Consider the following 23,204-nt stretch of genomic DNA (forward strand, 5'->3'; position numbering starts at 1 on the left):
GGCACCGGGCGGAGGCGGGCGCCGGACGCCGGTGCGGGTTGCCGGGACCACTCGTCCCTTGACGGGAGCGAGGCCGGTGCCTACGCTTGGAAAGCGCTTCCCGCACGGCTTCGGCACTGCCCCGGGCCACCACCGACCTGAACTCGGAGACACACCATGGCGTCGTCAGTCCTTCGCATCGCGATGAACGGGATCACCGGGCGGATGGGCTACCGACAGCACCTGCTGCGGTCGATCCTCCCGATCCGCGAGGCCGGAGGGGTCGAGCTCGCCGACGGGAGCCGGGTGCAGGTCGAGCCGATCCTGGTCGGTCGCAACGAGACGAAGATCCGCGAGATCGCCGAGCGCCACGGCATCGAGCAGTGGAGCACCGACGTGGAGTCCGTGCTCGACGAGGTCGACATCTACTTCGACGCCCAGGTCACCTCACGCCGCGCCGCCGCCCTCACCGCAGCCATGAAGGCCGGCAAGCACATCTACACCGAGAAGCCGACCGCCGAGACCCTCGACGAGGCCGTCGAGCTCGCCCGCCTCGCGCGGGACTCGGGCATCACCGCGGGCGTCGTGCACGACAAGCTCTACCTGCCGGGTCTGGTCAAGCTGCGCCGGCTGGTCGACGAGGGCTTCTTCGGCCGCATCCTGTCCCTGCGTGGGGAGTTCGGCTACTGGGTGTTCGAGGGCGACGTGCAGCCCGCCCAGCGGCCCAGCTGGAACTACCGCAGCGAGGACGGCGGCGGCATGACCGTCGACATGTTCTGCCACTGGAACTACGTGCTCGAGGGCATCCTCGGCTCGGTCAAGACCGTGACCGCCAAGACCGCCACGCACATCCCGACCCGCTGGGACGAGCAGGGCAAGCCCTACACCGCGACCGCCGACGACGCGTCGTACGGCATCTTCGACGTCGAGACCCCTCAGGGTGACGCGGTCGTCGCGCAGATCAACTCCTCGTGGGCCGTGCGCGTCTACCGCGACGAGCTCGTCGAGTTCCAGGTGGACGGCACGCACGGCTCGGCCGTCGCCGGCCTGACCAAGTGCGTCGCCCAGCAGCGCGCCCACACCCCGATGCCGGTGTGGAACCCGGACCTGCCGGTCACCGAGTCCTTCCGCGACCAGTGGCTCGACGTCCCGGCCAACGCGGTGCTCGACAACGGCTTCAAGCTGCAGTGGGAGGAGTTCCTGCGCGACGTCGTCGCGGGGCGGGAGCACCGTTTCGGCCTGCTCTCGGCCGCGCGTGGCGTCCAGCTCGCCGAGCTCGGCCTGCGGTCCTCCGAGCAGGGACGGCGCCTCGACATCCCCGAGATCACCCTGTGAGCGCGGGCCTGGACCTCGCCCCGGCGTCGCAGGGGGACGCCGGGACCGACCTCGGCCGTCTCTCGCTCAACACGGCGACCACCAAGTCCTGGACCCTGCAGCAGGCCGTGGACGGCGCTGTCGCGGCAGGGCTGCCCGCCGTCGGCCTGTGGCGCGACCGCGTCGCCGAGGTCGGCCTGGAACGAGCCGCGCAGATCGTCACCGAGGCCGGTCTGCGCGTCTCCTCGCTGTGCCGCGGAGGCTTCCTCACCGCGTCCGACGACGCCGGGATCGCCGCCGCCCTTCAGGACAACCGAGCGGCCATCGTCGAGGCCGCCACCCTGGGCACCCGCGAGCTCGTGTTCGTGGTCGGCGGGCTGCCGTCGTCCCCGACGCCGGGTGCTGCGGCGCGGTCCTACCCTGCTGCCGGCGACGGCAGGCCGACCAGCGCCGACCCCGATCGAGACCTCGTCGCGACCCGGCAGCGGGTGGCCGACCGGATCGCCGACCTGGTGCCCTTCGCCGCCGAGCACGACGTGCGGATCGTCCTCGAGCCGTTGCACCCGATGTTCGTAGCCGACCGCGCCGTCGTCTCGACCCTGGGCCAGGCCCTCGACCTGGCCGAGCCGTTCCCGGCCGAGACGGTGGGCGTCGTGATCGACACCTACCACGTGTGGTGGGACCCCGACCTCGAGCAGCAGATCGCCCGAGCAGGCGCGCAGGGCCGCATCGCGGGCTACCAGGTGTGCGACTGGTTGCTGCCCCTGGCCGCCGACCCGCTGCTCTCGCGTGGTCACGTCGGCGACGGCTACGTCGACTTCGCGACCATCACCCGCTGGGTCACCGCCGCCGGCTACACGGGCGACATCGAGGTCGAGATCTTCAACCAGCAGATCTGGGACACCCCCGGCGACCAGACCCTCGCGACCATGGCCGCACGCCACCGCACCTTCGTCCTGCCCTACCTGGGCCCGCCCACCCCCTGACCCCCGCGCGCTCGGGTCACGCAGCTCGAGATCGGGCTTTCCGTCGCTTACCGCTGGTGGATAGCGACGGAAAGCCCGATCTCGGCCGGGGCTGACGTGCGGTCAGGGGCGCAGGGCGGTCTTGAGAAGGTCGATGTCCTGGGACTGGCCCTCCGACGGGGTCTCGACGATCGCGTCGCAGCCGGCCTCGCGGACCACGTGGGCGATGAGCTCGGCCGGGATGGTCCCGGAGGCGAACCCTGCATGCCGGTCGCGGCTCGAGCCTGCGGGGTCGCGCGAGCTGTTCGCGTGGACCAGGTCGATGCGACCGGTGATCGCCCGGACGCGCTCGACGATCGTCTCGAGGTCCTCGCCCGCCGCCCACGCGTGGCAGGTGTCGAGGCAGAAGCCGACGTCGTAGCCGCCGATCACGTCCCAGAGCATCGCGATGCGGTCCAGGGTCCGCGCGCAGGCGTTCTCCCCGCCCGCGGTGTTCTCCACCAGGACCGGGACGGGGAAGGTGGCGCGCTCGAACGTCTTGCGCCAGCTGTCGAAGCCGAGGGCGATGTCGTCACCGTCGCCCACGTGGCCACCGTGCACGATCAGCCCCCGCCCGCCCAGTGCAGCTGCGGCCTCGGCGTGCTGGGCGATCATCTTCCGGCTCGGGATGCGGATCTTGTTGTTCGTCGAGGCCACGTTGACCAGGTACGGCGCGTGGGCGTAGATCCCCAGGCCGGACGCGACGAGGGCTGCGGAGTCCTCCCGCGGCACCGGCTTCTTCCACCCCTGCGGATCGGCCAGGAAGATCTGGACCGCCTCGGCCCCGACCGCACGGGCTGCGGCCACCGGGTCGTCGTCGCGGACATGCGCTCCGATCAGTGCCATGACCCCACGCTACTCGGCGGAGCCCCGGTCGAGATCGGGCTTTCCGTCGCTTGCCGCTGCTGGACAACGACGGAAAGCCCGATCTCGGCAGGCCTCACGCGCAGCGCGTGCGAAGCGCGTGGCGGACGCGGGCGACGAACGGGTCGGGGTGGCGCAGGACATCGTCCGCGGTCACCGTCATCACGAGCCAACCGGTGCTCTGCAGGAGCTCGCGACGGCGGATGTCACGCATCCAGACCGCGCGGTCGCTGCGGTGGACGTCACCGTCGTACTCGATGACCACCCTTCCCTCCCGGTAGAGCATGTCGGGCATCGCCAGGAACTGGCCGCGCGAGTCCCGCACCGGCTCGTTCACCGCGGGGCACGGCAGGCCGGAACGCACCAGACGCAGCCGCGTCCGGGTCTCCATCAGCGAGTCCGTGCCCTCGCGAAGGTCCACGAACGACGTGCGCGCCCGCGCGAGCCCACGCGTCCCCGGCGGCGTCCGCCCGACGAGCGCCTCCAGGTCGCCCAGACCCAGGAGTGGTCGCCGCCGTCGGACCAACGCATCGCCGAGCACGACGAGCGAGTCGACCGTCGACCGCGCGGCACAGTCGATCCACGCCTCCTGCGGCAGCACCACGGGCACGCCCCCGACGACCGTCGTCACGACCCTCCGGGCCGAGGTCCGGACGACGAGGCCGTGACGTTGGGGGCGCGGGCTCGCGCGTGTCACCCGCACGTGCAGGTCGGGTCCGTCGAGCTCGCCAGGCACCTGCGCACCCAGGAGCCGCAGCGCCGTGACATCGGTGAAAGCGCTGCCCGGCGGGAGCACGCTGAGTGCGGCACGGCACCGGTCCTGGATGGTCAAGGGCCCAGAGCACACCATCCGGACCCCGCGCAGCGGGCTGACCAGGTCGCTGCGGCGGACGCGGCTCTCACCCACCGCGTACCGCCGAGCCTCAGCGACCGTGAACGCGCCGTGCACGAGCTCGGGAGGGAGGGGACGCGGTCGTCGAGCCATCCCGCCACCCCACCGCGCACCGCCCATCGCGACACGAGCGGACCGCCCGACCTGTGGACCAGCCACACCGGCACCGACCGCCCCTCAGCAGCCCCGCGCCCTCCGTCCCGCGTGCGACCAGCCGAGGTGGGGCTTTCCGTCGCTTTCCGCGTGCGGAAAGCGACGGAAAGCCCGATCTGGGGCGTCGGGCACTCGCGCGCAGGTCAGGACAGGAGCGTGGGGAGGAGCTGGGCGAACCGTTCGCCCATGTGGCGGTGGCCACGGGCCTCGGGGTGGAGGAGGTCGGGCATGGGCAGGCGCTCCCACTCGGGCCAGCCGTAGAGCTCGCGGCCGTCGAGATACCGCAGGCTCCCGTCGCCCGCTGCCCGACGGCGTCGGACCACGGCGTCGAGCACCTCTCGGATCACGCCCAGGCTCAGCTTGTCCGCGACGTGCTCCTCGGGGCGTCCGAGGGTGCGGAAGACGGGGGCGTCGACCGGGGACGACGGGTCGATCTCGGTGGGTCCGGGGCAGTCCTCGACCATGGGGCACAGGATCGGGGAGATGACCACGACCGGCGTCGTCGGGTGCCCCTCACGGATCGTGTCGAGAAATCCTTCTACCGCCGGCACGAAGGCCCGCCGTCGCAGGCAGTCGCGGTTCACCACGTTGATGCCCAGCTTGAGGGTGATGAGGTCTGCAGGCTGGTCGCGGATGCTCCGGGCGACGAACGGGTCGAGCACCGCGTTGCCCGAGAACCCGAGACTCACCAGGTCCAGCCCCGCGGTGCGGGCAGCGACCACGGGCCAGGTGCCGGTCGGGGAGTCCGCGTTCCCGCCGTGGCTGATCGAGCTTCCGTGGTGCACCCAACGTGATGCCCCCCGCTCCCCCGCCGACGGCGTCACGGGGGCGTCGGCTCGCAGCGCCACCAGGCAGGTGATCTCGCCGTAGGGCAGCCAGATCTCGACCTCGGCGTCACGGCCGGGCAGCTGGTCGAGGACCACGGTCGCGACCGGCCCCTCCTGGACGACAGCAGTGCCGCCCCGGAAGTCGAGACGGTAGGTGCCGTGCTCGTCAGCAGTGGACTGACCCATGAGCAGCCCGTCGACGAGCAGGTCGTAGCGCCCGGCGGGAGGGACGGGCCCGTCGAGGCCGTCGGGAGGGCGGTTGGCCGAGACCGTGCGCAGCGCCCGGACATCGAGCTCCATCCGACGTGCCGCAGTCCGGAGCACGAGCCGTACCCCCGCGGGTTGGCGCTCGCACATGGCCATGAAGTCGTCGGGCACCTGCGACCGCGCGGCCGCCGGCAGCCGGTGCAGCACGAGGCCCTGCGCCGTCGGCTCGACCTCGACCGCTCCCACGATCCTCACCGGCCCGCCCACCAGCGCGACATCCACAAGGCCCATCACGTACTCCTCGGTCTGTGGCTCACGTCGAGATCGGGCTTTCCGTCGCTATCCCACCAGGGAAAGCGGCGGAAAGCCCGAACTGGGCGCGGAAGGCTGAGCGGGCGGACGGGGCGGGCTGGGCGGAGGTGGCGGGGGGGGACTGGGCGGAGGGGGCGGGGCGGACTGGGCGGGGCTGGGGGGTCAGTAGATGTTGCCGTGCTCGCGGAACTCGCGCCAGACGTTCTCGAAGAAGTCGTCGTCCTGCGGGATGGGGCGGCGGGGACGCCAGGTGAAGGTGGCCCGTCCGGCCCGGTCGGCGTCGGCGTCGGGGCTGTCGGACGGCGGCTGCCACGCGGCCTCCTGGATCTCGCCGTCCAGGGCCCCGCGGTCGAGGCTGAAGCGGAAGATCTCGGGCAGGTCGAGCTCGCTCTCGGCATCGGGGCCGTAGCCGACGCGGGGCAGCGAGCCCTCGGGGTCGGTGTAGAGCACCGAGCCGCGGGACCGGCCGCCGTGGGCCACGTAGTCGGCCATCGCCGAGAGGTACACGTAGGCCGTGGTGAGGATGTCGCGGACCAGGAAGGTGCGGTTCACAGCCCGGCGGGAGCCGCCGTCGGCGGTGACGAGGTCGTCGTACCCGGCGAGCCAGGCCTGCACCTGGACGAGCGCCTCGTGGATCGACTGGGCCGAGCGCACCGGCCCGGCCTTGGCGCTCATCAGCTCACCGACGTCGCGCAGCAGTTCACCGGTGTTGTCCGGCTCGCCGGCTGCGGCCCGCGAGGTCGCCCGACCCACGAGGTCCAGGGCCCCGGCCAGCACGGGCTCGGCGGCCGCGGCGAACTCCTCCTCGGTCACCGGCGAGGCGCCCCGGCGTGCCGCGATGAACTGCGCGGCACGCGTCGCACCGACCTGCCCGCTGTTGAGGGCTGCGCCACCGGGCCGGTACACGCCGTGCGCCCCGCCGGCCTCGCCCACCGGGAAGAAGCCGGCGACGTTGGAGTGCCACCACGAGTCGACGAGCAGGCCACCGTTGTTGTGCTGGGCGCACACGTCGACCTCGAGCATCTCCTGCTCGAGGTCCACGTAGGGGTTCTTGTCGAGGTAGAACTGGTAGGCGGGCTCGTTCATGCGACGCAGCCGCTGGATCGGGGTGCCGAACAGCACGCCCGCGCGCTCGAGGTACTCGTGGGACTCGGGGGACAGCTGGCCGGCGTCGAGCTCGGGCCGCACCGGGTTGCTGCGGAAGTCCAGGAAGACCCGTCGTCCGCGCAGCACGGTCTCGCGGTAGACGAGCAGGTCGATCAGCGAGGACCCGTCGAGCGCCTTGCGGATGTCGAAGGGCCACTGGTAGCCCTTGAGGAAGACCAGCGACAGCATGCGCCCGTAGTCGGGGATCGACTCGGTGAGGAACTCCCGCTCGTCGCCGCCGTCGGCGTCGGTCGACACGAAGCGCGGCAGCACCTGCATGTAGGTGCCCGAGACGTTCCAGCGGGGCTTGATGGAGGCCAGGCCGAACTGCCACTCGGTGAGGTTCTTGCCGTGGACGCCCGCGCGGTACGCCGCACCCGAGGCCCCCCACTGCCCGTGGGGGAACACCCGGGTCGCGTAGATGCCTGCCGGGCCGCCGGTGGCGTAGACGAGGTTGGTGCAGCGCAGCAGCAGGAAGGGTGACTGCTCGCCGTCGTGCGGGATGTCGGTGCGCAGCACGAGCAGACCCGCGATCTCGGGGCCGTCGGCCCCCGGTCGCGTGATCAGGTCGACCACACGGCAGTTGTCGTGGACCGCTGTGCCGTTGCGGGCGACCTTCTTCTCGAGCTGCTCGACCATGCTGCGGCTGGTGTACGGGCCGACCGAGGTGGCCCGACGGCGGGGGTCGTGGTCGGTCTTGTAGCCGATGAACTCGCCGTAGCGGTTCTGCGGGAAGGGCACCCCCAGGTCGCACAGGTGCAGGAAGGTGCGGGCTGACAGCGCGGCCTCGGCGAGGGCGTTGTCCCCGTCCATCGCGCCGCCCGCGTAGAGGGTCTCGGCCATCTCGCGCACCGAGTCGCCGTCACCGCCCGAGAGGGTCAGCTTGTAGTACGTCTGCTTGTCCGAGCCCGCGTTGCGGCTGGCCCCCGCGCCGATCTTGTCGGCCACCATGACGACGTCGTCCTGGCCGAACTCCCAGAGCCGGTCGGCGGCGCAGAAGCCGGCCGAGCCGGTGCCGACCACCACGGTGTTGGCGGTGATCACCGGGACGGCGAGCCCCGCGATCTGCAGCGTCTGGGGCTCGTCGGTCATCGGGATCTCCTTGGTGTGCGTCGGGGGCGGGGCCGGCGGCGCGCCCTGGTGGGCTCCAGCAGCCGCGTCCCCGGCGGAGGGGGTCAGAGGGTCGGGATGTGCATGCCGCCGTCGACGTGGAAGACCTCGCCGGTGGAGTAGGGGGTCTGGCCCGAGGCCAGGACGGCGACCGCGCCGGCGACGTCGGAGGGTCGGCCCCAGCGAGCGATCGGGGCCAGTCCGTCGGCGAGCAGGGCGTCGTACTTGGCGGTGACGCCCGCGGTCATGTCGGTGGCGATCACGCCGGGGCGCACCTCGTAGACGACGATGCCCTCGGGGGCCAACCGGACCGCGAAGAGCTGGGTGGCCATCGCGACCCCCGCCTTGGACAAGCAGTAGTCGCCGCGGTTGGTCGAGACGGTCGTGGCCGAGATGGACGAGACGTTGACGATCGTCGCGACGGGGGCCTCGAGGGGCTCGGCGATCTCCCCGCGCAGTGCGATCACCCGGTTGGCGAAGGCCTGGGTCAGGAAGTACGGCCCGCGCAGGTTGATCCCCAGCACCCGGTCGAAGCTCTCGGTGCCGGCCTCGAGGAGGTCCGCGCGGACGCTGGGTGCCACGCCGGCGTTGTTGACCAGGAGGTCGAGACGGCCCCAGGCGTCGACGGCGTCCTGGACGTAGCGCTCGTGGTCGGCGGGCTCGGCGACCGACCCGCGGACGTAGCGCACGCGGTCGTCCGACCCGGCGATCTCGCGCAGATCGGCGAGGACCTCGGTGGGCTCCTCCCGGGTGGCCAGGATGGAGACGGCGTAACCGTCGGCGAGCAGGCGCCGGGTGATGCCCAGGCCGATCCCGCGGTTGCCTCCGGTGACCAGTGCCACTGCGGGCATCGTTGCCGTCCTCTGCGTCGAGCGGGTGGGGCGGGGCCCCTCGGGTGGTGGCGCCTGCTCGATCTTTCCACGGCGGAGGCGATTCGGGCAAGCGCTTTCCGGGCGCGTCCGACCGACGGCCGACCCCTCGCGGACGATCCTTGACCGTGACCCCGTCCCCGCACCGCACCCGCGCGGTCCCCCGACGCCGAGGGTCGGCCTCCCACCGCACCGGGATCCTCCGGCTCCTCGCGCTCGTCGGCCTCGCCGGCCTGCTGCTGCTCGGCGCCGCCACGGGCCTGACCACCACGAGCCCGACGACGGCCCCCGCTCCGACGGGCGCCCCGCAGTCCGCCCTGGCCACCGTGCCGCTGCTCGAGGTCAAGGGTCGTGCACCCAAGACCGGCTACTCGAGGGACCTGTTCGGCAACGGGTGGGTCGACGTCGACCGCAACGGATGCGACACCCGCAACGACGTCCTGGGTCGGGACCTCACCGACCGCACCTACAAGCCGGGCACGGGTGACTGCCTCGTCCTGTCCGGGACCCTCGTCGACCCGTACAGCGCGAGCACCATCTCCTTCGTCCGCGGCCAGGCGACGAGCGCGGCGGTGCAGGTCGACCACGTCGTCGCGCTCTCGGACGCCTGGCAGAAGGGCGCCCAGGCCTGGGACGAGCCCACACGGGTGGCCTTCGCGAACGACCCGATGAACCTGCTCGCGGTCGACGGGCCGCTCAACGCGCAGAAGGGCGACGCGGACACCGCGACGTGGCTGCCGCCGCACCGACCGTACCGATGCGCCTACGTGGCTCGCCAGGTAGCGGTCAAGCACACCTACGGGCTGTGGGTCACCGATGCCGAGCGCGCGGCGATGGTCCGGGTGCTCACGACCTGCCCCGACCAGGCGCTGCCCGACGGCTCAGACCTGCCGCCGCGCTGATCCACCGCTGATCGCCCCTCGCATCCCACCGGCTCGGCGAAGGGCGCGGTGCTCGTCACGAGCACCGCGGACGGGTCGGGGCTCAGGGTCGCGCGGCGTCCGACCCCGGGTGCATGTGGGCCCGCTCGCCGTCGTGGTTGAAGATCGACAGGATCTCCACCGGGCCGTCGTGAGCACTGATGACGTGCGGCACCATGGTCGAGAACTCGGCCGCGTCGCCGGCCTCGACCACGATCGACCGGTCGCCGAGCTGCAGGTGGGCCGTCCCGGACAGGACTGTGAACCAGTCCCGCCCCGGGTGCACCCGGGCGTCCCCGTCAGGAACCTGCTGGTCGGCGGTGATCCGCATCTTGACGACGGTCACCCCGTGCACCGCGCCCTCGCGCGACAGCAGCCACGTGGTCCGCCCCGGGGTGTGGTCCGGCTCGGGCCGGATCACGACGTCCTCGTCCTGGGCGGACTCGACGAGCTCGTCGATGGTCGTCCCCAGGGCGCGGGCGATCGGGACCAGCTGGTCGAGGGCGATGCGACGGTGGCCCGTCTCGATCCGGCTCAAGGTGGACGGGCTGAGGAAGCACCGGGCGGCCAGGGCGTCCAGCGACCACCCGCGAGCCAGGCGGAGACCACGGATCCGCTGACGGATCAGGGAGTCGAGCGCACGTTCTTGCGTCATAGGCAAGAGTGTATGCCTTGCACGCATCGACGTTCTACGGTGGTGCCATGGATCGCACAGCCCACCCCCGCACCGCGCAGCACCACGCCGAGCAGCACGCCGGCCACGACGAGGCCGGCCTGGCCGACCTGCTCGACCTGGATGCCCAGGCCCTCGGGACAGCCTTGGACGAGCTGGTCGACTGGGTCGCGACGCTCGCCCCCGACGCCCCGCGCACCGTCCTGGACCTGGGTGCGGGGACCGGCACCGGGACCCTCGCGCTCACCCGCCGGTTCGAGCACGCCTCGGTGGTGGCGATCGACTCGTCAGCCCTGATGCTCACGCGGGTCGAGGCAGCAGCGCGCCGGGACGGCGTCCGCGAGCGGGTCCGCACCGTCCTGGCCGACCTCGACGAGACCCTCCCGCCGACCGACGAGGTGCAGGTGGCCTGGGCCTCCTCCTCGCTGCACCACGTCGCCGACCCCGACCGCCTGCTGCGACGCGTGCACGACGCCCTGGTCCCGGGAGGCGTGCTGGCTGTCCTGGAGATCGAGTCGATGCCGCGCTTCCTGCCCCACGACATCGGGTTCGGCCGCCCCGGCCTGGAGGACCGGTGCCACGCCGCCGTGGAGGCGTCGGGGTGGAACGCGTACCCGGACTGGCGCCCGTACCTCGAGCGGGCCGGGCTCGAGGTCGTCGGCCGGTACCGCGTCGACACCGGGACCCGGCCCGTGCCGTCGAGCACCCCGCGCTACGCCCACTCCTGGCTCGGCCGTCTCCGTTCCGCCCTGGGCGACCTCCTGGACGCCGACGACCGCACCACGCTGGACCGCCTGCTCGCGCAGGACGACCCCGCAGCCCTGCTGCACCGCCCGGACCTGACCTCACGGGGCAGCCGGATCGCCTGGGCGGCCCGCCGCCCCCTGACCGAGGAGTCCTCATGAGCACCTCCCTCACGCACGACGTCGCCGTGATCGGCGGTGGCGCCGCAGGCCTCAGCGCGGCCGTGACCCTGGCCAGGTCGTTGCGGTCGGTGGTCGTCGTGGACGCCGGGGAGCCGCGCAACGCCCCGGCTGCGGGGGCGCACAACGTCCTGGGCCGGGAGGGGGTCGCCCCTCTCGAGCTCCTCGCGACCGGGCGGGCGGAGGCTCGGCACTACGGGGCCGAGATCCGGGCCGACGGGGCGGTCGCGGCACGCCACCTCGACACCGGGTTCGAGGTCGACCTCGCGGGCGGCGACACGCTCCGGGTGCGTCGGCTGATCCTGGCCACCGGACTTGTCGACGAGCTGCCCGCCATCCCGGGCGTGCGTGAGCTGTGGGGACGCAGCGTGCTGCACTGCCCGTACTGCCACGGCTGGGAGGTGCGTGGCACCCGCATCGGCGTGGTCGGCACCAGCCCGATGAGCGTGCACCAGACGCTGCTCTTCCGACAGCTCTCCGACCAGGTCACGCTCTTCCTGCACACGATGCCCGACCCCGACGACGAGGCGTGGGCCCAGCTGGCCGCGTTGGACGTGCAGGTGGTCACCGGGGAGGTCAGCGAGCTCCGTGCGCAGGACGGCGAGCTGCGCTCGGTCGCGCTCGCCGACGGGCAGGTCGTCGACGTCGACTCGGTCGTGGTGGCGCCCCGCTTCCACGCCCGGGGGGACCTCTACGCCCAGCTCGGCGGGACCCTCGTCGACCACCCGTTCGGCGAGATGGTCCCCGCGGACCCCTCGGGCCGTACCGAGGTGACCGGGGTGTGGGCCGCCGGCAACGCGCACGACCTCGCCGCGACGGTCGCCGGTGCCGCAGCCGCGGGGGTCGTGGCCGGCGGCGCGGTCAACGCCGACCTGGTGACCGCAGACGCCCAGGCCGCGGTCCGCAGCCGGAGGTCTGTGGGGCGCTGAGGGTGCGGTGGACGGCTGCGATCTCGACCGCCGGCCTCGTAGGGTGACCCGGTGACCTCTGCCAGGCCCGACGCCGTCCCGCCGCACGACGAACCACCCCTCGACGACGAGCCGCCCTACGACCCCGCGTACGACGAGGCCCCACCCGTCGACATCTCCTTCGACGACGCACCCGGGGCGACCCGCCCCGCACCTGTCGCCGTGGCCCGGCACCGGTCGGCGCCGTCCGCCACCCCGTCCGTCGCCCCGTCCGCCAGGCCGTCGCTCCCGGCCGGCCCGGCCCCGACCCCGCTCGAGGTGCTCGGACGCGTCTTCGGCTACGACTCCTTCCGGGGTGAGCAGGCGGAGATCATCGACACGGTGGTGGGCGGTGGCGACGCCCTCGTCCTGATGCCCACGGGCAGCGGCAAGTCGCTGTGCTACCAGGTCCCTGCGCTGGTCCGGTCGGGCACCGGGGTGGTGGTCTCCCCACTGATCGCCCTCATGCAGGACCAGGTCGACGCCCTCTCGGCGCTGGGCGTGCGGGCCGGCTTCCTCAACTCGACCCAGGACTGGTCGCAGCGGCGCGAGGTCGAGCAGGCCTTCGTCGACGGCGCCCTGGACCTGCTCTACCTCGCGCCCGAGCGGCTCCGGGTGCCCGAGACCCTCGACCTCCTCGATCGCGGCCAGGTCGCGCTGTTCGCGATCGACGAGGCGCACTGCGTGTCCCAGTGGGGGCACGACTTCCGCCCCGACTACCTCCAGCTGTCCGTGCTGCACGACCGCTGGCCGTCGGTGCCCCGCATCGCGCTGACGGCGACGGCCACCGAGGCGACCCACACCGAGATCGCCCAGCGGCTGCAGCTGACCGACGCACGACACTTCGTGGCGAGCTTCGACCGTCCCAACATCCAGTACCGCATCGTGGCGAAGGACAGCCCGCGCACCCAGCTCCTGGACCTGCTGCGGACCGAGCACGCCGGCGACGCGGGGATCGTGTACTGCCTGTCCCGCAAGTCGGTCGAGCAGACCGCGGACTTCCTCACCGCCCAGGGCATCACCGCGCTGCCGTACCACGCAGGCCTGGACCGTCGGGTGCGCAGCACCAACCAGTCGCGCTTCCTGCGCGAGGACGGGCTGGTGATGGTCGCCACGATCGCCTTCGGCATGGGCATCGACAAGCCCGACGTGCGGTTCGTGGCGCACCTGGACCTGCCCAAGTCCGTCGAGGGCTACTACCAGGAGACCGGTCGGGCCGGCCGCGACGGCCTGCCCTCGACCGCGTGGCTCGCCTACGGCCTGCAGGACGTCGTGCAGCAGCGCCGCATGATCGACACCTCCGAGGGCGACGCTGCGCACCGTCGCCGGCTCGGGGCGCACCTGGACGCGATGCTCGCGCTGTGCGAGACCGTCGGCTGCCGGCGCGTCCAGCTGCTCGGCTACTTCGGCCAGAGCAGCACGCCGTGCGGCAACTGCGACACCTGCCTGGTGCCACCCGAGTCGTGGGACGGGACGGTCCCCGCTCAGAAGCTGCTCTCGGCGGTGGTGCGCCTGGACCGCGAGCGCAACCAGCGCTACGGGGCGGGGCACCTGGTCGACATCCTGCTGGGGAAGGTGACCCCACGCATCGAGCAGCTGGGTCACACGTCGCTGAGCGTCTTCGGGATCGGCACCGAGCTGTCCGAGGCCGAGTGGCGCGGGGTCGTGCGGCAGATGCTCGCCCAGGGGCTGCTCGCGGTCGACGCCGACGGCTACGGGACGCTCCGGATCACCGAGGCCAGCGCCGACGTGCTGACCGGGTCCCGCAGCGTGCTGCTGCGCCGGGAGGCTCCTCGGGCGGCACGGACCCGCACCCCACGGGCGTCGCGGAAGGGCGCCGCCGTCGCGGTGGATCTCGACCAGGACGCGACCGCCGTGTTCGAGCGGCTCCGGTCGTGGCGGGCCGCGACGGCCAAGGAGCAGGGTGTGCCGGCCTACGTCGTCTTCCACGACGCGACGCTGCGGGAGATCGCGACCCGGGTGCCGACCACCCTCGAGGAGCTCGGGACGGTCACCGGCGTCGGCGTGGCCAAGCAGGAGAGGTACGGTCCGCACCTCCTCGAGGCACTGCACCCCTGAGCGCCGGGACGGCCGGCGCGGTAGGCCTGCGAGAATCCGGTCCCGCTCTGGGAGGATCGACCCATGTCCCCCCTCCGGCACGAACCCGACCTGCAGGCGGGGGCATGGGTCGCCGAGCGCCTGGGCACCTTCGGCGCAGTCGTCGGCTCCCTGGTCCCCCAAGGGTTCGAGGCCTACGCCCGGGTGCTGCACCCGCTCGAGGACGAGAACGGTGAGCCGGCCCGCTGGGCCGACGTCGCCGCGGTCACCGGGCAGACGCTGCACCCGTTGGCGCAGTTCTGGCGCCTGGCGAGACGGCCCGGACCGCTGGTCTACGAGCCCGGCTTCCCGCACGGCACCGTCTCGCCCGAGCACGCCTCGGCGCGTGAGGCGGGACGGCGCGAGTGGGCGGGCACCAACCCCGAGACCGGCAGCCTCGCCCCGGCCGACCTGGCCCGGCTGACCGATCTGCTGCGCGTGGCCACGACCACCCCGCAGGACTGCGTGATGGCGCTGTGGGAGGGGTGGGCCGGCGCCCATCACCGGCCGCGCTTCGTGCTCCCAGGACGCCAGTACCTGCTGTACCACGGCCGGCTCGAGCACGCCGGGACGCTGCGCGACGGCGGGCTGGCCGACGACGGTCCGCGCCGCTCGCCGAGCCTGTTCTGGCCGCACGACCGGGCCTGGTGCGTGGCCTCGGAGATCGACCTGGACTCCACGGTGGTCGGAGGCAGCCGCGAGCTGGTCGACGCGATCGTGACCGATCCTGGCCTCGAGGCCTTCGCGGTCGACGTGGGCGACTCGCTCATGGCTGACGCCGACCTGGTGAACGGCGGCGGCCCGACCGTTGCCTGAGGCGACCGGCTCCACCGGTCCTGGACTGCGGCACCCGCCCGAGACGCGCCTCTGGGAGAATCGTCGGATGACCCGGACCCTGCGCCCGACCCGCTGATGGGAGCCGTCACCGCCGCCCTGGGGACGATGGCGGCGATCGCCGTCGTCGGCTGGCTGCTCGGGCGGTACCGGCTGCTGGGCCCCGGGGCCGAGCAGGTGCTCGCCCGGGCGGTCTTCGCGATCGCCGCCCCCTCGCTGCTGCTGGTCACGATCGCCGAGGCGGACCTCCACCTGCTGGTCTCGCGCACGGCCCTGGTCATCGCGATCACCACCGCGGCGGTCGCCCTGGTCGCGGCCGTCGTGGTGCGTGTGCTGTGGCGGCGCCCGACCGGTGAGGCCACGGTCGTCACGCTGGCCGCGTCCTACGTCAACGCGGGCAACCTGGGCCTGCCGCTCGCGGTCTACCTGCTGGGCGACGCCGTCGCCGTCGTGCCGACGCTGCTGTTCCAGCTGCTGGTCCTGGCGCCCATCGCCTTCACGATCTTGGACTCGCGCGGTTCCCGCGAAGGGGGTCGCACGCCAGGGCTCTCGGTCGGACCCGACGCGTCCACCGACACGGACGCTCTGGCCGACGACGGCGCGCAACCCGCTGCGTCGGTCCCCGCCGGGCTGCGCGGTGTGCTCGGTCGCACCCTGCGCAACCCGATCATCATCGGCACGCTCACGGGCCTGCTGCTCGCAGCACTGCCGTGGACCGTGCCGACCGTGGTCCTGGAGCCCTTCCGGCTGATCGGCGCCGCAGCGGCACCGCTCGCGCTGATCACCTTCGGCATGTCGCTGGCCCTGCCACGCGGGAGCGGCGAGCGGCGGTTCACCCGCGAGCTCACGCTGGTGGTCGTGCTCCGCTCCGTGGTGCACCCGTTGCTGGCCGTCGGGGTGGGTCTGCTGCTCGGGCTCGAGGGGCCGGCCCTGCTCGCGGTGGTCACCATGGCGGCCCTCCCGACCGCGCAGAACGTGCTCGTCTACGCCCTGCAGTACGGCCGTGGGCAGGCCGTGGCGCGGGACGCCGGGCTGGTGACGACCCTGCTCGCGATGCCGGTCATGCTCGTGATCGCGGCGGTGCTCGGCTAGCCACGCTCCACTAATAATGCGCATCATCCCTTTGACCCCCGCACACCCGGCTCAGAAGACTGCCTGAGCCGGGCACGCCCGGTGTCCGGCGACGACGACGTCCCGGACCGCCACCGACGGAGGTCACCGTGATCCCTCGACGCCGAGGACGACGCACCGCCCGCCTCAGCACCGCCCTGACCATGCTGCTGGTCGCCCCGCTCGCCGCAGCGGCCACCGCTGCGGCGGCGACCGACCCGGCCCCGCCGTCGACCGCTGTGCCGTCGACCGCCGCGCAGCAGTCGTCCACGCTCCCGACGTTCGCCTTCGCGGGGCAGGTCATCGACAAGGAGTCGATGCTCTACAACCCGACCGACGAGTTCATCTTCCCGAGCATCTTCCACGCCGGTGAGCACCTGACCGACCCCCTGGGCGAGTGGTACCTGTACTACGCCCCGCACGACGCCCCGGGTGGCATCTCCCTGATGTACGCCGACTCCCTGGACGGCCCCTGGACCGAGTACGAGGCCAACCCGCTGATCAGCAACGAGTGGCCACCGCACTACACCCGGGTCTCGCACGTGTCCTCACCCGACGCGGTCTGGGACGAGGCGACCGGGCAGGTGCTGCTCTACTTCCACGGCGAGAACTCGACCACCCGCTGGGCGACGTCGTCCGACGGCCTCGCCTTCGACGACTCGGGGGTGGCCCTGACCAACGCGGACAGCGGGCCGGGCACCACCGAGACCTCCTACGCACGGGTCTTCACGCACCCGGACGTCGACTCCCCGTACCGGTGGGCCATGTTCTACATGCAGAACCGCACCGACGACATCCGGCGTATCAAGATGGCCGAGTCGGTCGACGGCAAGGACTGGGACGTGCGGGCCGAGCCCGTGGTCGTGCCGGACTCCGAGACCGGACGCAACGTCTCGGGGGGCAACCTGCTGACCTGGGAGGGTCAGAGCTACGTCATCTACCACGCCTCCTCAGGTGTCTCCTACGCCCGCACGGTCGACCCGACGGTCACCGAGATCGGCCCCCAGCAGGTGCTGCACCGCGCCTCAGGGATCGGGGACGACGTCGGCCGGGTGGCAGCCCCCGAGGTGGTCACCGACGGCGACCAGACCTACCTGTTCTACGAGTCGGGTGACCGGCTCGGCGCGACCATCGCCTACGCCACCCGGGTCGAGCCCACCCCACCCGACCCCGACCCGCTGCGTGAGCGGTGCAGCGGTGCGTCCTCCGACGAGCTGGTCGGCACCGGGCTCGACGCCGACCTGTGGCGCGTGGTCAACCCCACCACCGCACGGCACGAGGTCACCGACGGCGTCCTGACCATCCCCACCTACGGCACCGGCGTGGCCGGCGCCGCGTTCCCCGTGCAGGACGTGCCCGAGGGGCCGTGGGAGGTCACCACCCAGGTCGACGTCGAACCCACGGCGCGGTTCCAGCAGGCCGGGCTCATCCTGCACCGGACCGGGAGCACCTACGCCAAGCTCGACTACGGCTACGGCACCAACGGCCTGCGGTTCTCCTACATCTGGCGGCAGGCAGGGTCGGAGCGCAACGCCTCGATCGACACCCCACCTGTGCCGCAGGGCACCGGCACCACCGTGTGGCTGCGGCTGACGAGCGACGGCACCGACGTGCGCGCCGCGGCGTCGGTCGACGGGCGGGAGTTCGCGACCATCGGCCGACCGGTCCCGCTCGCCGAGCTCGCACCGACCGGGATCGGCGTCTCGGCGCTGCGGGGGGCGACCGCGGCACCCGAGATCACGGCGACCTTCGACTGGTTCCGGTGGACTCCTACGCCCGCCGAGGCGCAGGAGTGCGCCGCTCCGCAGGTCGCCGACTGGGGGGCCGGAGCGACCTACGACACCGGCGACCAGGTGCAGCACGACGGCAGCACCTGGACAGCGTTGTGGTGGACGCGAGGTCAGCAGCCCGGCTCGAGCGCCTACGGCCCCTGGGCCGAGGCCGGAGCGACGACCTCCTGCGGCAGCACCTGGACCGCGAGCGCCATCTACGAGGCCGAGGACGTCGTCGTGCACGACGGGCACCGTTGGCAGGCAGCCTGGTGGACCAGGAACCAGGAGCCGGGGGCATCACCCTGGGGTCCGTGGCAGGACCTCGGGGCCTGCGCCTGACGACCGACCCACGAGCGCGTGCAACTACGGTGACGGGCATGGGAACCACCTCCAGGGCCATCTCTGGCTGTGCGGCGGGCGTCGTCGTGGTGCTGGCTGCTGCTGGGTGCACCGCATCCGAGACGCCCAGCCTCGCGGCCCTCGAGCGTCCCGCGACCGCCCAGGACACGACCCCCGAAGGCGTGTCCATCGGGCGGGGCATGAGCGACACCCGGTACGTGGGCCAGGCGGGGGACGGGCTCGTCTACGCGGCGCGGGGCACGGCCGAGGAACCGTGGTGCGTCGTCGTCGTGCTGGCCCCCGTGGAAGGTCCGGGCTGGGTGGCGGGCTCCTCCTGCACCGAGGACGTGCGCTTCGCGCGTGACGGGGTCCTGATCTCAGTGACCGGTGGTGACGGACGGACCGCCACCGCCCTGCTGCTGCCCGACGACACCGGCGAGCTGGACGAGGGCGAGTGGCGGAGGGTGGAGCCCAACCTCGCTGTCCCCGCTGACGCATAGCTGTCCTCCCGGGTGACCGGTCGTCACACCGGCCGGATCAGCTGAGCACGGCCAGCCATCTGTAGGGTCTGGCCACATGGCCATCCTGCACTCTGCGACGATCCGGCCGACCAAGCTCGAGCTGCTCGAGACGGTGCTCGGCGGTCCGGTCGAGGTGCTCGGCAGCTACCGGTTCGACGACCCCGCGGGCGAGGTCGGCGTCGAGGCGTTCGTGGTGCGTCGTGGCGCGCAGCTGCACCACGTGGTGCTCACGTACCGCGACGCTCCGCTCGACGTCCACGGGGCGCGGCTGGTGGGCACGATGGAGCACTCCGTGCTGGGCCAGCGCTGGGTGTACGACGGCACCACCGACCCGGTCGCGGGCGACTGCTTCCGCCGGGCGCTCCGGGGCGAGCAGGGCCAGGCGGTCCTCGAGCTGTGGGAGGACGGCCGGGTGGTCGGGACCCGGGAGCCGACGGTGCGTCTGGTGGCGCACGCACAGGCGTCGTCGGACAGCAGGACCGTGCGGATCCTGCGCGACCTGGACGACGGGACTGCTCCTGGTCCAGCGCTCGTGGCGAGCTGGACGGGTGGGCAGGCGGACGTCGCCCGCCTCGACGACTGACGATCGAACCTTCGTAGCATTCCGTCGTGCCGAGCACGACCCCAGATCAGTCAGACCTGACCGGTGCTCCCGCTCGACGTCTCGTGGTTCATCCCCTGCGCACGACCCCGCCGGCTCGGCCGGATCATCCCGGCAGATGCAGGTACAGAGCGGTGCGATGGGTCGCGGGGTCGCCGCCGGGCGTGGGCTCGGTGAGATAGACCTCCCAGTACCCGGGTGCTGGACTCAGCCCTTGCTGCGCCACCCACTCCAGCAACCGCAGCCACGACTGACCCAGGCCCTCGTAGCCACCCTGATGGACTGCCGTGGCGACCCGGCCGCCCGGCAGCCGCGACGCCACGACGTCACCGCCCTGCTCGCCCCCTTCGACTCGCCCGTCGACCGGGAAGCCCACCTCAAGGTGAGTGACGGTCCCCGGCGCGCTCGAGTAGTAGGCGAACGCCGGACCGGTCGGCGTCACACCCAGGTGCGCCATCTGCGCACCGAGCGCGGCGAAGGACCGGTCGAAGAAGGACGGCAGATCGCTCGTCGGCACGACACCGCGCACCACCGCAGTGTCCACCGCCGTGATCGTCGTCAGCTCGGGCCGGGTCATCGCCCCAGCGTCGCTCATGGTCCCGCCTCCCGTCCTCGGCACGTCGCCCCATCATCACTCAGACCGCAGGAGCGGTCAGAACTCATCGCACGCCCGTCCACCGTCGTCTCGCGACGAGATGCCGCGGTCAGCGCGCGTTCGGGTCGTTCCCCTGAAGGCGCACGAGACCAAGGTCGTCGCCGGGAACACTCGCGTGGATCGAGGGCGGCTCCGTTCGCCCAGGGCCGGCCGGGCCCGTCTCCGTCAGCGGTGTGACGATGGAGCGATGGTCCTGCGACTCAACGACCCGTCCGCCTGACTCGCGCTCGGATAATGCGTACGAGACGAGCCTCTCCCCACAGATCACGCGGTGCAAGGCCCTCCTGAGGCCGCGATAATAATGCGCATAATGGTCTTGTTCTCGTGCTCAGCACCCGGGCAGACTCGCGGTCACGTCGACGACGACGGACCGAGGAGGATCACATGCCCAGGCGCCGCATCACCCAGGCTGACGTCGCCGCGATGGCCGGGGTCAGCCAGGCGACGGTCTCCTTCGTCCTGAACGACCGGCTGCCCGCAGGCGTGCACATCTCCGCCGACACCCGCCAGCGCGTGCTCGACGCCATCCGGATCACCGGGTACTCCGCCAACCCCGCCGCGCAGCGGCTCGCGGGCGGCCGCAACCAGATCATCGGGGTCTTTACCTACGAGGCGACCTTCCCCGGCGGGGGCCGCGACTTCTACGGCCCGTTCCTGGTGGGCATCGAGCACGCCGCCGAGCAGCTCGGCATCGACATCCTGCTGTTCACCAGCGCCCGGGTGGTCGACGGCCGCCGCCGGCTCACCCGCGACGGGTGGCAGCGTCTGGGCATCGCCGACGGGTGCCTGCTGCTGGGCCAGCACGAGGACCGCAGCGAGCTCCAGCACCTGCTCGACACCAACTACCCGTTCGCCTTCATCGGCAAGCGCACGAGCGAGGGCGGCCGCCTGCCCTACGTCGGTGCGGACTACGTGGCCGCGACCCGATGCGCGGTCGAACGGCTGATCGCCGTCGGGCACCGGCGCATCGGCTACGTCGGCGAGCTCGGCACCGACCAGCCCACCCTCGACCGCCTCGAGGGCTACCGCAGCACCATGCAGGGGACCACGCTCGCCGCACGCCTGGTCACCGAGGAGGACCCGGCCGCCACGGCCTCCGCCGTCGTCGACCAGGGGCTCACGGCTCTGGTCGTCGCCCCCGAGCGGGATGCCGAGGAGCTGTACGACGCGCTCCTCCTGCGCGGGCTCGCCGTCCCGACCGACGTCTCGCTGCTCCTGCTCGGCCAGCCGCAGCGTCGCCTGCGCCGACCGCACGAGTGGTCGGGTTTCGCGATCCCGCGCGAGGAGATGGGGGCACGCGCCCTGCAGCTGCTCTCACGCCTGATCGCGAACCAGGACCTGCCCGAGGCAGATCTGCACCAGCTCCTGGACTGCACCGAGGTCGAGGGCCGCACGGTCGCCCCACCGCGCGCGGTGGGGACGTCCGCGACGACGACCCAGGCCCCGGCCGGGCTCACCCAGATCACCCCCTGACCACCCACGACCGACAGGACGGACAGCAACCGTGCCCAGCACCCCCACCGACGTCACCACCGACGTCCTCGTCGTCGGCGCAGGCCTCGGCGGCATCGCCGCGGCGCTCGCCGCAGCCGACCGCGGCGCCCGCGTCGTCCTGACCGAGGAGTTCGCGTGGATCGGCGGCCAGCTCACCTCGCAGGCCGTGCCGCCCGACGAGCACCCGTGGGTCGAGGAGTTCGGCGTCACCGCCCGGTACCGCGCGCTGCGCGAGGGCATACGAGACGTGTACCGCCGCCGCTACCCGCTGACCGAGCAGGCGCGGGCCCGCACCGACCTCAACCCCGGGGCCGGCTGGGTGTCCAAGCTGTGCCACGAGCCCCGGGTCGCCGTCGGCGTGCTCGAGGAGATGCTCGCGCCGTGGCGGGCCGCGGGGCGCATCACCCTGCTCGAGCGGGTGCGTCCCGTCACGGCCAGCACCGAGGGCGATGTCGTCCGCTCGGTCACCCTCGAGTCGGTCCTGGACGGCAGCCGCACCACGGTCACAGCCGCCTACGTGCTGGACGCGACCGAGACCGGGGAGCTGCTGCCCCTGACCGGCACCGAGTACGTCACCGGCTTCGAGTCGGCGGCGACCACCGGGGAGCCCAGCGCCCCCGAGACCGCCCAGCCGGACAACGTCCAAGCGCTGAGCGTGTGCTTCGTCCTGGAGCACACCGACGGTGACCACACCATCGACCGGCCCGAGCGGTACGACTTCTGGCGGTCCTTCACCCCGGGCCCCTGGAACGGCAGCCCGATGCTCTCGTGGCACGCCCCCAACCCCCGCACCCTGGCGATGGACGTCCGCTCCTTCACCCCCAACCCCGGCGACGACGCGCTGGCGGTCGAGGCGGACCAGTCCCGCAGCCCCGGGGACGGCAACCTGTGGACCTTCCGTCGCATCCTCGCGCGGGACCTCTACGCCCCCGGCACGTTCCCGAGCGACCTGTGCCTGGTCAACTGGCCGAGCATCGACTACTTCCTCGAGCACGTGCTCGACGTCCCACGCGAGGTCGAGCTCGAGCGGATCGCCGACGCCAAGCAGCTCAGCCTCTCGATGCTCTACTGGATGCAGACCGAGGCCCCCCGGGCCGACGGCGGCACGGGGTTCCCCGGTCTGCGACTACGGCCCGACGTCATGGGGACCGACGACGGCCTCGCCCAGGCGCCCTACCACCGCGAGTCGCGCCGCATCCGTGCGCTGACCACGATCACCGAGAACGACGTCTCGTACGCGGTGCGCGGCGACCGTGGCGCGACCCGCTACGAGGACAGCGTCGGCATCGGCATGTACCGCATCGACCTGCACCCCTCGACCGGGGGTGACACGTACATCGACGTCGCGTCGACCCCCTTCGAGATCCCGCTCGGGGCGCTCATCCCCGAGCGCACCACCAACCTGCTCGCCGCGAACAAGAACATCGGCACCACGCACATCACCAACGGCTGCTACCGCCTGCACCCGGTCGAGTGGAACATCGGCGAGGCTGCCGGCCACCTCGCCGCCTTCTGCCTCGAGCGGGGCGCACAGCCCCGCGACGTCCGGGCCAAGCCCGAGCTGCTCACCGAGCTGCAGGAGGAGCTCACCACCGCCGGGGTCGAGCTGCACTGGCCCGCCGGGGCCCACCCGTACTGACT

The 23,204-nt window shown here is 72.6% G+C and carries 20 protein-coding genes; 13 read left to right on the top strand and 7 right to left on the bottom strand.

Annotated elements, in window-relative coordinates; all coding sequences use genetic code 11:
* Window positions 1-156 precede the first annotated feature (156 nt).
* The gene (locus tag M1R94_RS00120) at window positions 157-1,314 is read left to right on the top strand and encodes a Gfo/Idh/MocA family protein (RefSeq protein ID WP_249379632.1); all 1,158 of its coding nucleotides are present in this window, start codon (window positions 157-159) and stop codon (window positions 1,312-1,314) included.
* The gene (locus M1R94_RS00125; protein WP_249379633.1) at window positions 1,311-2,279 is read left to right on the top strand and encodes a sugar phosphate isomerase/epimerase family protein; all 969 of its coding nucleotides are present in this window, start codon (window positions 1,311-1,313) and stop codon (window positions 2,277-2,279) included. Before M1R94_RS00120 ends, M1R94_RS00125 begins: the two co-directional genes overlap by 4 nt.
* A gap of 102 nt (window positions 2,280-2,381) precedes the next feature.
* On the opposite strand, the gene M1R94_RS00130 is transcribed toward M1R94_RS00125, so the two are convergent.
* The 5 genes from M1R94_RS00130 to M1R94_RS00150 form a co-directional block, all read right to left on the bottom strand.
* Window positions 2,382-3,143, bottom strand: coding sequence for a deoxyribonuclease IV (locus M1R94_RS00130; RefSeq protein WP_249379634.1), 762 nt, complete (start codon window positions 3,141-3,143; stop codon window positions 2,382-2,384).
* 94 nt (window positions 3,144-3,237) lie between these two features.
* The gene (locus M1R94_RS00135) at window positions 3,238-4,146 is read right to left on the bottom strand and encodes an endonuclease domain-containing protein (RefSeq protein ID WP_249379635.1); all 909 of its coding nucleotides are present in this window, start codon (window positions 4,144-4,146) and stop codon (window positions 3,238-3,240) included.
* A 203-nt stretch (window positions 4,147-4,349) separates the two neighbouring features.
* A complete protein-coding gene (locus M1R94_RS00140) occupies window positions 4,350-5,531 on the bottom strand; it encodes a GDSL-type esterase/lipase family protein (protein ID WP_249379636.1) in 1,182 nt (393 codons plus the stop codon).
* Window positions 5,532-5,714: 183 nt separating this feature from the next.
* Window positions 5,715-7,790: an FAD-dependent oxidoreductase gene (locus M1R94_RS00145; RefSeq protein WP_249379637.1), complete on the bottom strand. Its 2,076-nt coding sequence runs from the start codon at window positions 7,788-7,790 to the stop codon at window positions 5,715-5,717.
* Window positions 7,791-7,873: 83 nt separating this feature from the next.
* Window positions 7,874-8,659, bottom strand: coding sequence for a 3-ketoacyl-ACP reductase (locus M1R94_RS00150; protein WP_249379638.1), 786 nt, complete (start codon window positions 8,657-8,659; stop codon window positions 7,874-7,876).
* 146 nt (window positions 8,660-8,805) lie between these two features.
* On the opposite strand from M1R94_RS00150, the gene M1R94_RS00155 reads away from it, so the two are divergent.
* Window positions 8,806-9,579, top strand: coding sequence for an HNH endonuclease family protein (locus tag M1R94_RS00155; protein WP_249379639.1), 774 nt, complete (start codon window positions 8,806-8,808; stop codon window positions 9,577-9,579).
* A gap of 82 nt (window positions 9,580-9,661) precedes the next feature.
* Here M1R94_RS00155 and M1R94_RS00160 read toward each other — a convergent pair whose 3' ends face one another.
* Window positions 9,662-10,252: a helix-turn-helix domain-containing protein gene (locus M1R94_RS00160; RefSeq protein WP_249379640.1), complete on the bottom strand. Its 591-nt coding sequence runs from the start codon at window positions 10,250-10,252 to the stop codon at window positions 9,662-9,664.
* Window positions 10,253-10,299: 47 nt separating this feature from the next.
* On the opposite strand from M1R94_RS00160, the gene M1R94_RS00165 reads away from it, so the two are divergent.
* The 8 genes from M1R94_RS00165 (at window position 10,300) to M1R94_RS00200 (ending at window position 19,396) form a co-directional block, all read left to right on the top strand.
* On the top strand, window positions 10,300-11,175 hold the full coding sequence (locus tag M1R94_RS00165) for a class I SAM-dependent methyltransferase (protein ID WP_249379641.1): 876 nt from the start codon (window positions 10,300-10,302) through the stop codon (window positions 11,173-11,175).
* Entirely contained in the window at window positions 11,172-12,122 is a 951-nt protein-coding gene (locus M1R94_RS00170; RefSeq protein ID WP_249379642.1) for an NAD(P)/FAD-dependent oxidoreductase, read from the top strand. The genes M1R94_RS00165 and M1R94_RS00170 overlap by 4 nt, the downstream gene beginning before the upstream one ends.
* A gap of 51 nt (window positions 12,123-12,173) precedes the next feature.
* Entirely contained in the window at window positions 12,174-14,219 is a 2,046-nt protein-coding gene (recQ, locus tag M1R94_RS00175) for a DNA helicase RecQ (RefSeq protein WP_374109416.1), read from the top strand.
* 63 nt (window positions 14,220-14,282) lie between these two features.
* Complete coding sequence (locus M1R94_RS00180; protein WP_249379643.1) at window positions 14,283-15,053, top strand: hypothetical protein; 771 nt, start codon at window positions 14,283-14,285, stop codon at window positions 15,051-15,053.
* A 96-nt stretch (window positions 15,054-15,149) separates the two neighbouring features.
* Entirely contained in the window at window positions 15,150-16,163 is a 1,014-nt protein-coding gene (locus M1R94_RS00185; protein ID WP_249379644.1) for an AEC family transporter, read from the top strand.
* A 128-nt stretch (window positions 16,164-16,291) separates the two neighbouring features.
* Window positions 16,292-18,292, top strand: a complete 2,001-nt coding sequence (locus M1R94_RS00190; protein WP_249379645.1) for a carbohydrate-binding protein — start codon at window positions 16,292-16,294, stop codon at window positions 18,290-18,292.
* A gap of 38 nt (window positions 18,293-18,330) precedes the next feature.
* On the top strand, window positions 18,331-18,792 hold the full coding sequence (locus M1R94_RS00195; RefSeq protein WP_249379646.1) for a hypothetical protein: 462 nt from the start codon (window positions 18,331-18,333) through the stop codon (window positions 18,790-18,792).
* A gap of 76 nt (window positions 18,793-18,868) precedes the next feature.
* Entirely contained in the window at window positions 18,869-19,396 is a 528-nt protein-coding gene (locus M1R94_RS00200) for a maltokinase N-terminal cap-like domain-containing protein (protein ID WP_249379647.1), read from the top strand.
* Between the two features lie 124 nt (window positions 19,397-19,520).
* Here M1R94_RS00200 and M1R94_RS00205 read toward each other — a convergent pair whose 3' ends face one another.
* Window positions 19,521-20,009, bottom strand: a complete 489-nt coding sequence (locus M1R94_RS00205) for a GyrI-like domain-containing protein (protein ID WP_249379648.1) — start codon at window positions 20,007-20,009, stop codon at window positions 19,521-19,523.
* Between the two features lie 444 nt (window positions 20,010-20,453).
* On the opposite strand from M1R94_RS00205, the gene M1R94_RS00210 reads away from it, so the two are divergent.
* Both M1R94_RS00210 and M1R94_RS00215 read left to right on the top strand, forming a co-directional pair.
* Window positions 20,454-21,542: a LacI family DNA-binding transcriptional regulator gene (locus M1R94_RS00210; protein ID WP_249379649.1), complete on the top strand. Its 1,089-nt coding sequence runs from the start codon at window positions 20,454-20,456 to the stop codon at window positions 21,540-21,542.
* A gap of 31 nt (window positions 21,543-21,573) precedes the next feature.
* Window positions 21,574-23,202, top strand: a complete 1,629-nt coding sequence (locus M1R94_RS00215) for an FAD-dependent oxidoreductase (protein ID WP_249379650.1) — start codon at window positions 21,574-21,576, stop codon at window positions 23,200-23,202.
* The last annotated feature ends 2 nt before the right edge of the window (window positions 23,203-23,204 follow it).

Origin of the sequence: Actinotalea alkalitolerans, assembly GCF_023369855.1 — a bacterium.
Taxonomy (GTDB): Bacteria; Actinomycetota; Actinomycetes; order Actinomycetales; family Cellulomonadaceae; genus Actinotalea.

Bases quoted from the DNA above. Each gene is read 5' to 3' on its own strand.
- M1R94_RS00120 (WP_249379632.1), top strand. From the start codon at position 157: ATGGCGTCGTCAGTCCTTCGCATCGCGATGAACGGGATCACCGGGCGG.
- M1R94_RS00130 (WP_249379634.1), bottom strand. From the start codon at position 3,143: ATGGCACTGATCGGAGCGCATGTCCGCGACGACGACCCGGTGGCCGCA.
- M1R94_RS00135 (WP_249379635.1), bottom strand. From the start codon at position 4,146: ATGGCTCGACGACCGCGTCCCCTCCCTCCCGAGCTCGTGCACGGCGCG.
- M1R94_RS00140 (WP_249379636.1), bottom strand. From the start codon at position 5,531: ATGGGCCTTGTGGATGTCGCGCTGGTGGGCGGGCCGGTGAGGATCGTG.
- M1R94_RS00145 (WP_249379637.1), bottom strand. From the start codon at position 7,790: ATGACCGACGAGCCCCAGACGCTGCAGATCGCGGGGCTCGCCGTCCCG.
- M1R94_RS00150 (WP_249379638.1), bottom strand. From the start codon at position 8,659: ATGCCCGCAGTGGCACTGGTCACCGGAGGCAACCGCGGGATCGGCCTG.
- M1R94_RS00160 (WP_249379640.1), bottom strand. From the start codon at position 10,252: ATGACGCAAGAACGTGCGCTCGACTCCCTGATCCGTCAGCGGATCCGT.
- M1R94_RS00165 (WP_249379641.1), top strand. From the start codon at position 10,300: ATGGATCGCACAGCCCACCCCCGCACCGCGCAGCACCACGCCGAGCAG.
- M1R94_RS00170 (WP_249379642.1), top strand. From the start codon at position 11,172: ATGAGCACCTCCCTCACGCACGACGTCGCCGTGATCGGCGGTGGCGCC.
- M1R94_RS00180 (WP_249379643.1), top strand. From the start codon at position 14,283: ATGTCCCCCCTCCGGCACGAACCCGACCTGCAGGCGGGGGCATGGGTC.
- M1R94_RS00185 (WP_249379644.1), top strand. From the start codon at position 15,150: ATGGGAGCCGTCACCGCCGCCCTGGGGACGATGGCGGCGATCGCCGTC.
- M1R94_RS00195 (WP_249379646.1), top strand. From the start codon at position 18,331: ATGGGAACCACCTCCAGGGCCATCTCTGGCTGTGCGGCGGGCGTCGTC.
- M1R94_RS00200 (WP_249379647.1), top strand. From the start codon at position 18,869: ATGGCCATCCTGCACTCTGCGACGATCCGGCCGACCAAGCTCGAGCTG.
- M1R94_RS00205 (WP_249379648.1), bottom strand. From the start codon at position 20,009: ATGAGCGACGCTGGGGCGATGACCCGGCCCGAGCTGACGACGATCACG.
- M1R94_RS00210 (WP_249379649.1), top strand. From the start codon at position 20,454: ATGCCCAGGCGCCGCATCACCCAGGCTGACGTCGCCGCGATGGCCGGG.